We start from the raw sequence: 10,271 nt of genomic DNA on the forward strand, positions 1-10,271 counted from the left end.
TGGGCATCGCCGCTGCAGACCTCAGCACGGGTGAGCTGCGCCTGTTCGGGGCGACCATTGCCGACACGCCGGCCGTGCTGGCCCGTCTCGCACCACGCGAACTGCTGCTGGTGAAGAACACGGCGCATGCCGAGCTCGCGCCGGTGCTGCGTCAGGCCGAGCAGGCGCTGGTGACCTCTCGTGAAGGGTGGGAGTTTGACGCCCAGCTCGCCGCCGATGATCTCTCCCGCCAGTTCGAAATTCGCAGCCTCGAAGGCTTTGGGCTCGGTGCCGATGATGCGGCCGCTGTGGGCGCTGCTGGTGCGCTGCTGCGCTATCTGCGCGAACTGCAGCCGGGCGGCCTGCCGCACCTCGCGCGTCCCACGCTGGAGCGTTCGGGTGGTGTGATGCCGCTCGACGAGATGACACGACGCAATCTCGAGCTGGTGGAGTCGCTGCGTGGTGATCAGCGCGACAACAGTGGCACGCTGCTGTCGGTGCTTGATCGTACCACGACGCCGATGGGGCAGCGGATGCTGCGTCAGTGGCTGTTGGCGCCCCTGCTCGAGCAGCCGGTCATCGAGCAGCGACTCGATGCCGTATCGGCGTTGGTGCGTGATCCCGTGGGTCGCACGGCGCTGCGCGACGCGCTCGATGGTGTGCGTGATGTGGAGCGTCTCGCCAGCAAGGCCGCGGCCGGTCGTGCGACGCCGCGTGAACTCCGCGCACTGGGCGATTCGCTCGCCCGCCTGCCATTGGTGGCGAAGTCGGTGCATGCAGTACTGTCGTCGGGTGCACAGGCGACTGGTGGCGTGCTGTCGACGATGCTGGCCGACTGGGACGATGGGGCGGAAAGCGCCGAACGCCTCACCACCATGCTCGTGGCGCGCCCGCCGCTTACTATCGGCGAAGAAGACACGATTGCGCCGGGTGTGGATGTCGATCTCGACGAACTGCGGGTACTGCGCGATGGCGGCAAGGATGCGATCGCGACCATTCAGCAGCAGGAGCGCGCGCGCACCGGCATTTCGTCGCTCAAGGTCGGCTACAACAAGGTGTTCGGATACTTCCTCGAGATCTCGAACGCCAATCGACACCTCGTACCCGACGACTATCAGCGCCGGCAGACGCTGACCGGCGCCGAACGCTACGTGACACCGGCCCTCAAGGAATACGAGGAGAAGGTGCTCAACGCGGCCGAACGCATCGAGGTGCGCGAGCGCGAATTGTTCGAAGCGTTGCGGCGTGATGTCGGCGTGCAGATCACGCGCTGGCAGCAGGTGGCGCGTCGGGTGGCCACCATCGACGTGCTGGCCTGTTTTGCCGACGTGGCCGAACGGGAGCAATATGTGCGCCCCGAACTGCATGACGGATTTGCGCTGGATATCCGCGCCGGGCGTCATCCGGTGGTGGAGCGCATGATGGCGCGCGAGAAGTTCATCCCGAACGACCTGCAGTTCACCGACGACGCGCAGCTCATTGTGCTCACCGGACCGAACATGGCCGGCAAGAGCACCATTCTGCGGCAGATCGGCCTGATCCAGCTCATGGCCCAGGTGGGCATGTATGTGCCAGCGCGTGAAGCGCGCCTGCCGATCGTGGACCGTCTGTTCACGCGCGTGGGGGCGAGCGACAACCTCGTGCGCGGCCAGAGTACGTTCATGGTGGAGATGAGTGAGACGAGTGCCATTTTGCACACCGCGACCAAGCGTTCGCTCGTACTGCTCGACGAAATCGGACGTGGCACGAGCACGTACGACGGCGTGTCCATCGCGTGGAGCGTGAGCGAGCATCTACACGATGCCATTGGCTGCAAGACCGTATTCGCCACGCACTACCATGAACTCACGCAGCTCGAGAGTGAGTTGAGCGGTGTGCGCAACTTCACCGTGGCTGTCCGCGAGGTGGGCGACCAGGTGTTGTTCCTGCACCGCCTCATTCCCGGTGGTGCGGATCGTTCGTACGGCATCGAGGTGGGTCGACTCGCCGGGTTGCCGTCGCCGGTGATTGCGCGCGCCAAGGAAGTGCTCGCACTGCTCGAAGGCGAAGGTGAACAGATGGCCGCGCGCCTCACGGCCGAAGGCATGCAGGCGCCGCAGAGCACAAAGCGCCGCGGGCCCCGCCTCAAGCACCAGCTGCAGCCGACGGACCAACTGGGTTTCTTCGGCGATGCGCCACCCGCTGTCGATCCGGCGCTCAGTCGTCTGGCCGATGCCGTGGACGCGCTCGAACCCGAGCAGATGACGCCGATGCAGGCGCTCAACACCCTGGCGTCGCTCAAGGAATCGCTTCGTCAGCAACAGCCTGCATCGTGAACTGCGGCATGATGCGATGACCGACGCGCCACGAAAGCCCACCAAGGCGGAACTGGCGGCGGCCGTCACGAAGACGGTGCCGGACCTGCTCGCGCCGGAGCTGCGTGTGCTGTTCTGTGGAATCAATCCCGGACTGTACACATCGGCCGTGGGGCATCATTTCGCGCGGCCGGGCAACCGGTTCTGGCCCGCGCTGCACGGTGCGGGGTTCACCCCGCGGTTGTTCTCGCCCTGGGACGAGCACGAGCTGCTGCCGCTGGGCTACGGCATCACCAACATGGTCGCGCGCACCACGGCCACGGCCGCCGAGTTGTCGGCCGAGGAGTATGTGGCTGGCGGTGAACGCCTGCGCCGGGTGGTGCAGCAGTACCGGCCGCGTGTGGTGGCGTTCATGGGCATCGGCGCATTCCGCACGGCATTTGGAAAGCCCAAGGCCGTCCTGGGGCTGCAACCGGAAACATTGGGTACCACCGCATTGTGGGCTCTGCCCAGCCCCAGCGGTCTCAATGCCAACCACCAACTCGGCGATCTCATCGCGCTATTGCGCGAACTCCGGGTGTGGGTGGAAGCTTCATCCTGACCTTCTCCCTGTCCTTGCCATGCCGCTTCTGACCACGCTCCGCCGCTCCCGCGCCACGTCCATGATGATCCTGCTCGCCACCGCGGGGCTCGTTGGCACGGCTGGTGCATTCGGAGCCTGCGGCGATGCCAGCCACAGCGCGGCGGCAGACAATGACACGCCTGCCGCGGCCCGTACGCCCACCTACACGTTCGATGTGGTGAACGTGTATCCGCACGATCCGGGCGCCTTCACCCAGGGCTTGCAGTGGCACGACAACCGCCTGTTCGAAAGCACCGGTCAGGTGGGCACGTCGGGATTGCGTGAAGTGGACCTCACCAGTGGGCGCGTGGTGCGTCAGCAGCCACTCGAGCAGCCGCACTTTGGCGAAGGCATGGTCATCCTCGGCGACAAGCTCTACCAACTCACCTGGCAGAGTGGCAAGGCGTTCACGTACGACTGGAAGACGTTCACGCGCAACGGTTCGTTCAACTACGACGGTGAGGGCTGGGGTCTCACCACCGACGGCACTTCGCTCATCATGAGCAATGGCTCGTCGAGCATCGTATGGCGCGACCCGAAGACGTTTGCGGTCACGAAGACGTTGGCCGTGACCGATCGGGGTACGCCGGTGGCGGCGATCAACGAACTGGAGTGGGTGAAGGGCGAGATCTGGGCGAACGTGTGGCAGAGCGACTCGATCGCGCGCATTGATCCCAACACGGGCATGGTACTGGGCTGGATCGATCTCTCGAATATCCTGCCCAAGATCGATCGCACCGGAAACGAAGATGTCCTCAACGGCATCGCGTACGATGCCGCCAAGGACCGGATTTTCGTGACGGGCAAGTTGTGGTCCAAGCTCTACGAGATCAGCCTCAAGCCGCGCTGACCGGGCCTGCACAGCGCGTTGCATGTGAGTCGCATGCCGCGCTGCACAGGGAGTGCCGATGACGTCGGACGTCTACCGGATGCGTACCACGGCCCAGCGCATCGTGGACGCCGGCACGCCACCGTTGCTGCTCCACGAGATGAATGCGTTGCCACCCAGCGGAAGGCTGAAGCGCAGGTAGCTGCTTGTGCCACCCGCCAGCAACACCCGTTGCGGCACATTGCTGCGCAATGAGCGTGTGGCGATGGGATACACGCCAAGCGCCGCGCCGCCGCTGAAGCGCAGTCCCGGATAAATGCTGCGGAAGTTCCACGCCGGGATGATGTAGCTGGATGCCAGCGCTGTCGTGGTCGCCGCCGTGTAGTCGTCGGCAATCAGCGCCACGGTCCAATCACGCAGGTAGTCGGCAAACTGGTTGCCCGACAGCACGCCCTGCAGGTTGGCGACGCCGGTGGTGTTGGAATTGACCAATGCGCGGAGGAACCCGGCTTCACCATTCGCGCCCTGCCGCCCCGCCGCGTAGCGCAGGAAGTTCCAGATCGCACCACGCGTGGACAACGAGTCATTGGGTGCGTACGGCGAGTTGGTTTCGGGCGCGATGAGGAAATTGTAGAAGCGCGAGAAGTTCTGCGATGCGTAGTTGCGGAACTGCTCGGAGCGCAGCGTCGTGACGCTGATGTCATTGAGGTTGATGTTCTGCCGCGACGAGAACCCCGCCACGCGGAAGAACAACAGCTCCTCGGCAATGTGCGAGAGCCCTTCATCGAGCCAGGTCAGCTCGTTGGGTGTGGCGCCGGTGTTCACGTACAGGCGCCGCGACGCATTGATCAGGTGTTGCAGCTCGTGGGCGATGGTGGCGAGGTTGAGCAGCGTCACCTCGTCCTTCGTACGCCGATTCCCGTTGATGGTGGCATTGGGATCGGGCACGAGCATGTAGAACATCTCGTTTTCGTTCGACGCGGCGCAGGCCTGCAATCCATTGCGCGCCGTCTTCGGATACAGATCACGCGCAAAGAAGAAACCGCCAATGGTGTAGCCCGCGCCCTGGGGGGTGAGAGCATTCACCGCGCGCGTGTAGAACAGGATGATCTTGCCGTACTGGCTGATGTTGCTTGGTGCGCCGAACGCGCTGGTATCCATCGGATACACCAGCGTGTCGAAGGTGGCGAGGATGCCCGCGTATTCAGCGTCGGTATAACCGCCCGTCGGATTGTCGGTGTCGGTGACGATCACCGCCCGTTGACCCACTGCCGCAACGCGACCGTTGCGCATGTCGGGGGCGCTGCACCCCATGTTGGAATTGACGTTCAGCCGGATGGCATCACCCACTGCCAGGTCGGCGAGCAGCGCGGTGCGGCCGAATGCGGCCCGGTCGGCATGCCAGGCGCGCGCATCGCCCACCAGCGGCGTGAGCTCCCGCTGAGCGATCAGCGATCGCCGCAGCTCGGCATCGGCATTGGCGTCGGTGGTGGCATGAACGGCGGCGCTGCTCTGCGCGTCGAGCAGTGTGCTGCCAGACGAGGCGCTTACATCGGTGAGTGCGGCAAACTGCGGCACGTTGGTGCCTAGGCCGACCACATCCAGTGTGGTCGCCACCCCGAAGTTGGTCGAGGTCGAGATCAGCGTGAGCGCGTATTCGGCACCCGTCAGGTTCAGTCCGGAAATGCACGCAGACACGCCGTTGGTACCGGCTGGCGGGATGTAGACCTCACCCAGCGCCAGGAGGCGTGGCGCGACCAAACCACACACGCTGGCGCCCGCGGGGCCAACCGTCACCGGCACTGTGTCGGCGCGCGTACCGCCTGTTACCACGATGCGAGCGGCCCCCTGGGCGAGCGCTGTCACCAGACCCGTCGTGTTCACCGAGGCGATCCCCGACTCGAGTGACGAGAACGTCACCTCCTGGCCGGTGAGTGGATTGCCGTACTGGTCCCGAACGGTGCCTCTCACGCGCAGCGTGTCGCCGACACCGATGTAGGCGACATCAGGGGTGGCGACCACAACAGCGGCGGGACCGGCAAGGACGGTGGCCGAGAAGACTACCGGATTGAGTCCCGAAACCTGCGCGGTGAGACGGGCGGTTCCCGCGGTGGTGCCCAGCGTCCACAGCGCCGTGGCCACACCACTGCTGTTGGTGGTGGAGACAGTGGGCGTCACCGAACCGGATCCCGCGCCGACGTTCCATTCCACGCGACGGCTGGCCACCGGCTTGTTGTCCTTGTCGGTCACGACCACGGTCAGCGCCGTTGCCAGCGCCACGCCGGCCACACCGGTCTGTTGGTTGCCCGCATCCGCGCGAATGGCCGTGGGTGTGGGACCGGGATCGGTGGTGCCGTCCCCGCCACCGGAGCCACAGGCGGTCAGGGATAGTGCCGTCGACGCGGCCAGCACTACCGACCCGATGGTGCTGCGGGCAGCACGCGAGACCATAGGTGTGGCGATAGGAGCCAGCCAAGGGCGCAACGGGGTCATGAACACAGTCCAGGCAAGAAACGGCAAGCCGTGAATTCCGGCAGATGACACATCGATCGCGGGGCGGGAGACGTGAAGCCCAACCGCTGTTCAGCGGCCGGCGTCACCTCGGCTAAAGATGGACAGCATCACGGCAGATGCGAGGGCGTGCCGCAGTGGCCAGGTGTAGATTGCGTCACTGCGCGAGGATGTGCGTTCGCTGAACCGCGTCCGCCGCATCCCCTCCTGTTCCGTGACCAACTCTGCCATGGCCACCACGCTTCCCGCCGACACCGCGTCGGTCTCCCCCGATGAACACGTGCGGCACCGTCTGCCCTACGACAACGTCCTGGCAACCATCGGATGGACACCGCTCATCCACCTGGCGCGGGTCGCCAAGGGGATTCGTACACCGCTGTTGGGGAAAGCCGACTTCTTCAACCCCGGTGGCAGTGTGAAGGATCGCATCGGCATGCCGATGATCGAGGCGCATGAGGCTGCCGGCACGCTCAAGCCCGGCGGGACCATCGTCGAGGCGACCAGCGGCAACACCGGAGTCGGGCTCGCCATCGCGGCCGCACTCAAGGGCTACCGCTGCATCTTCACGATGCCGGACAAGATGTCGCAGGAAAAAGTACGCCTGCTGAAAGCGTTCGGTGCCGAAGTGATCATCACGCCCACGGCGGTGCCGCCCGACCATCCGCAGAACTACGTGCAGATGGCCAAGCGCATCGTGAAGGAGACGCCGGGCGCGGTGCTGGCCGGCCAGTTTGAGAATCCGGCCAACCCGGCGGCCCACGTGGCCACCACGGGCCCGGAAATCTGGGAACAGACGCAGGGACGCATCACGCACTTCGTCGCGTCAGCGGGCACGGGCGGCACCATCAGCGGCGTGGGTCGCTACCTCAAGAGCAAGAATCCCAACATCAAGATCATCGCCGCCGACCCCATGGGTTCGGTGCTGGCCGAGCTGTGGCGCTCCAAGGGCGAAGGTCATCCCACCGGTGCGCCGTACAAGGTGGAAGGCGTGGGTCAGGACTGCGTACCGGCCACGCTCGATATGAGCGTGATCGACGAGTTCATCTCGGTGAGCGACAAGGACGCGTTCAGCATGGCGCGCCGTCTCACACGTGAAGAAGGCATTTTTGTCGGTGGTTCGGCGGGTCTGATCGCGCATGCCGCACTCACCGTGGCACGTCGTCTCGATGATCCCGATGCCATGGTGGTGACATTCCTCTGCGATACGGGTGAGCGCTACCTGAGCAAGTTGTACAGCGACGAATGGATGCGCGAAAACCAGCTGCTCGATGCGCCGCAGAAGTCCATTGCCGATGTACTGGGCAACAAGGACTCCAGTGCGGCCGCCATCGTGAGCGTGACGCCCGGTGCCACGGTGCGCCAGGCCATTCGCCTGATGGCGCTGCATGATGTGTCGCAGGTGCCGGTCATGGACGGCACGGTGTGCGTGGGCAGCGTGGCCGAGTCGCAGCTCACCACCAAGTCGCTGGCCGACCCCAAGGTGCTCGACCAGACGGTGAGTGATGCGATGGACCAGCCGTTTCCCATCGTCGAAGCAGATCAGGCCGTGGAGAGCGTGGCCAAGCTGCTGTCCAAGAGCAATCGCGCGGTCTTGATGCGCAAGGATGGCGTGATTCAGGGCATCGTGACGCGCTACGATGTGCTCGAATACCTGATGCATCGCGGCTGAGCCGGCGACACGCAGCATCGCAGTAAACGCAGCACCGGCAGGCGGCATCGGATAGAGAGCGATCTCTCACCCCTTGCCGCCTTTGCCTTATGTCGTGGTCTCCGGGTTGTTCACGCGCGCTGCTGCTATCGCTCTTCGTCATGGCAGCTGCGCCGGCCACATTCGATACCGGCACTGTATCGGCCACGGCGCCCATGGGTTCGGCGCGTATGGCACATACGGCCACCGCACTGACCGATGGGCGCGTGTTGGTGGTTGGTGGCTTCGTCGCCGATGGGTCGCCGGTTGGTGCGGAGCTGTTTGACCGCGCGCGCAACCGGTTCACGCCAGCAGCGGCCATGGGCACGGTGCGCCACAGTCACACCGCCACACGACTGGCCGATGGTCGTGTGCTGATTGTGGGCGGCTATGGTCCGGGCAATGCGCCCACCACGCGCGCGGACCTCTTCGATCCGGCCACCAACCGTTTTGTGGCAACCGGCGCACTGCAGCAGCCACGCAGTGGTCATGTTGCCGTGTTGCTTGCCGATGGATCGGTCCTCGTCGCCGGCGGTCTCGGTCCCGACTGGACGTTCCTCGCAAGCGCCGAACGTTATGATCCGGCCACGGGTCGCTTTACGCCTGTTGGCGATATGACCACGGCGCGCGAAAGTCATGTGGCCGTGCGTCTGCGCAGTGGGCGCGTGCTGGTGGTGGGTGGCCATCAGGGGCGGCGCGCCAACATCCAGCTGTTTGCGTCGGCGGAAGAGTATGACCCTGCCACACGACGATTCACGGCGGTGGGTGACATGCAGGTGCGACGCCACAAGCACGACGCTGTGCTCATGGCTGATGGGCAGGTGCTGGTGACCGGTGGTTCCGACGAGCGCGATGATCACGGTGCATACAATCACGCCGAACGCTATGACCCGGCCTCACAGCGCTTCATCAAACTGCCAGCCGTGATGCATCGCAGTCGCTACAAGCATGCCGGCAGTTCGGTGTTGTTGCCCGATGGACGCGTGCTCATTGCCGGCGGAGCAAGCCAGGCCGAGGTGTACGATCCCGTGCGCGGACAGTTCGATCTTGTGGGAGGCCGCACCGACCTGGCTGGCCAGTTCTCCGCTGTGGCGCTGCTGAGCGATGGCTCGGCGCTGATCACCGGCGGCTACAGCAGGGACATCCAACCGCAGGCGCGCGCGTGGATTTTCATGCCATGAGCAGGAAGATGATCTGACACATTGACGCGATTGGGAATGCAGGTTCTGCTCGCTTGTAGCGAGTGAGGAATTGGGGAGATTGTGGTGTATGAATCCTTCGATGCTATCTCATGCTCACAATGCCGTTCGCCTCATCGGTGTTCCCATGGACCTCGGCGCCAGCCGGCGCGGTGTGGACATGGGGCCGAGCGCCATGCGCCTGGCCGCGGTGGCCGAGGCGATTCGGCGTCTCGGCATTGCAGTGACCGACGAGGGCAATGTGCAGGTGCCCGATCGCAGTGAGGTACCCGAGTCCCCGCTTGGGCGCATTGGCGCCATCTCATTGGTGGCGGCAGAACTCGCGGCGCGCACGGCGAACGCGATCCGGCACCGCGAGTGTCCGTTGGTCATCGGTGGAGACCATTCCCTGTCCGTTGGGTCGGTGGCCGGCACCGCCACGGTGATGGCCGAGCGTGGTCAGCGTGTGGGCCTCATCTGGTTCGATGCTCACGCCGATATCAACACGCCCGAGACCACGCTCACCGGCAACGTGCACGGCATGCCCGTGGCACACCTGCTCGGTATGGGCGACGAGCGCCTCGCGCGGATCGCGTCGGTGCACCCGGCAGTGCTTGTGGAGCACCTGGTGTACATCGGCCTGCGTGACCTCGACGAAGCAGAGAAACAGACCATCGCCCGGCTGGGCATTCGGGCGTTCACCATGCGCGACATCGACGAGCGCGGCATGCGGGACGTGATGGACGAAGCCATGCACATCGTCACCCATGGCACGGGTGGTGTGCATGTCTCGCTCGACGCCGACTTCATCGATCCCCGTGAAGCGCCGGGTGTTGGCACACCCGTGCGTGGTGGTGTGAGCCTGCGCGAAGCGCATTTGGCCATGGAAATCATCAACGATTCGCGCGCCATGCTGGCGATGGACCTGGTGGAAATCAATCCGATTCTCGACCGGGCCAATGCCACCGCGGAACTGGCAACCGATCTCGTCGCCAGCGCGTTCGGTCGACGCATTCTTTAGATCAATACTCAGCACGCCGTACAGGAGGAGCTCCACCATGACACTGTCCACGACGCTCAACGCCACGGAAGCGTTCATCGCGCGCGAGGACCGGTGGGGTGCTCACAACTATCGCCCACTCAATCTGGTGATCGCATCCGCGCAGGGCGC

7 protein-coding genes are annotated in these 10,271 nt (G+C 64.8%); 6 read left to right on the plus strand and 1 reads right to left on the minus strand.

Annotated features, from left to right (window positions below):
- From mutS to VGE27_RS09360, 3 genes are all read left to right on the plus strand, one after another.
- On the plus strand, positions 1 to 2,294 hold a 2,294-nt coding region (mutS, locus tag VGE27_RS09350; RefSeq protein WP_331049383.1), incomplete at its 5' end, for a DNA mismatch repair protein MutS.
- A 16-nt stretch (positions 2,295 to 2,310) separates the two neighbouring features.
- The gene (gene mug, locus VGE27_RS09355; RefSeq protein WP_331049384.1) at positions 2,311 to 2,874 is read left to right on the plus strand and encodes a G/U mismatch-specific DNA glycosylase; all 564 of its coding nucleotides are present in this window, start codon (positions 2,311 to 2,313) and stop codon (positions 2,872 to 2,874) included.
- Between the two features lie 19 nt (positions 2,875 to 2,893).
- On the plus strand, positions 2,894 to 3,745 hold the full coding sequence (locus VGE27_RS09360) for a glutaminyl-peptide cyclotransferase (protein ID WP_331049385.1): 852 nt from the start codon (positions 2,894 to 2,896) through the stop codon (positions 3,743 to 3,745).
- 72 nt (positions 3,746 to 3,817) lie between these two features.
- Here VGE27_RS09360 and VGE27_RS09365 read toward each other — a convergent pair whose 3' ends face one another.
- Entirely contained in the window at positions 3,818 to 6,175 is a 2,358-nt protein-coding gene (locus tag VGE27_RS09365; protein ID WP_331049386.1) for an Ig-like domain-containing protein, read from the minus strand.
- Positions 6,176 to 6,449: 274 nt separating this feature from the next.
- On the opposite strand from VGE27_RS09365, the gene VGE27_RS09370 reads away from it, so the two are divergent.
- The 3 genes from VGE27_RS09370 (at position 6,450) to rocF (ending at position 10,121) form a co-directional block, all read left to right on the plus strand.
- The gene (locus VGE27_RS09370) at positions 6,450 to 7,904 is read left to right on the plus strand and encodes a pyridoxal-phosphate dependent enzyme (protein ID WP_331049387.1); all 1,455 of its coding nucleotides are present in this window, start codon (positions 6,450 to 6,452) and stop codon (positions 7,902 to 7,904) included.
- A gap of 140 nt (positions 7,905 to 8,044) precedes the next feature.
- On the plus strand, positions 8,045 to 9,103 hold the full coding sequence (locus tag VGE27_RS09375; RefSeq protein ID WP_331049388.1) for a Kelch repeat-containing protein: 1,059 nt from the start codon (positions 8,045 to 8,047) through the stop codon (positions 9,101 to 9,103).
- A gap of 100 nt (positions 9,104 to 9,203) precedes the next feature.
- On the plus strand, positions 9,204 to 10,121 hold the full coding sequence (gene rocF, locus VGE27_RS09380; RefSeq protein ID WP_331049389.1) for an arginase: 918 nt from the start codon (positions 9,204 to 9,206) through the stop codon (positions 10,119 to 10,121).
- Positions 10,122 to 10,271: the final 150 nt, after the last annotated feature.

The sequence above is a fragment of the Gemmatimonas sp. genome (genome assembly GCF_036405635.1).
GTDB lineage: Bacteria > Gemmatimonadota > Gemmatimonadetes > Gemmatimonadales > Gemmatimonadaceae > Gemmatimonas.

Bases quoted from the DNA above. Each gene is read 5' to 3' on its own strand.
- VGE27_RS09365 (WP_331049386.1), bottom strand. From the start codon at position 6,175: ATGGTCTCGCGTGCTGCCCGCAGCACCATCGGGTCGGTAGTGCTGGCC.
- VGE27_RS09360 (WP_331049385.1), top strand. From the start codon at position 2,894: ATGCCGCTTCTGACCACGCTCCGCCGCTCCCGCGCCACGTCCATGATG.
- rocF (WP_331049389.1), top strand. From the start codon at position 9,204: ATGCTATCTCATGCTCACAATGCCGTTCGCCTCATCGGTGTTCCCATG.
- VGE27_RS09375 (WP_331049388.1), top strand. From the start codon at position 8,045: ATGGCAGCTGCGCCGGCCACATTCGATACCGGCACTGTATCGGCCACG.
- mug (WP_331049384.1), top strand. From the start codon at position 2,311: ATGACCGACGCGCCACGAAAGCCCACCAAGGCGGAACTGGCGGCGGCC.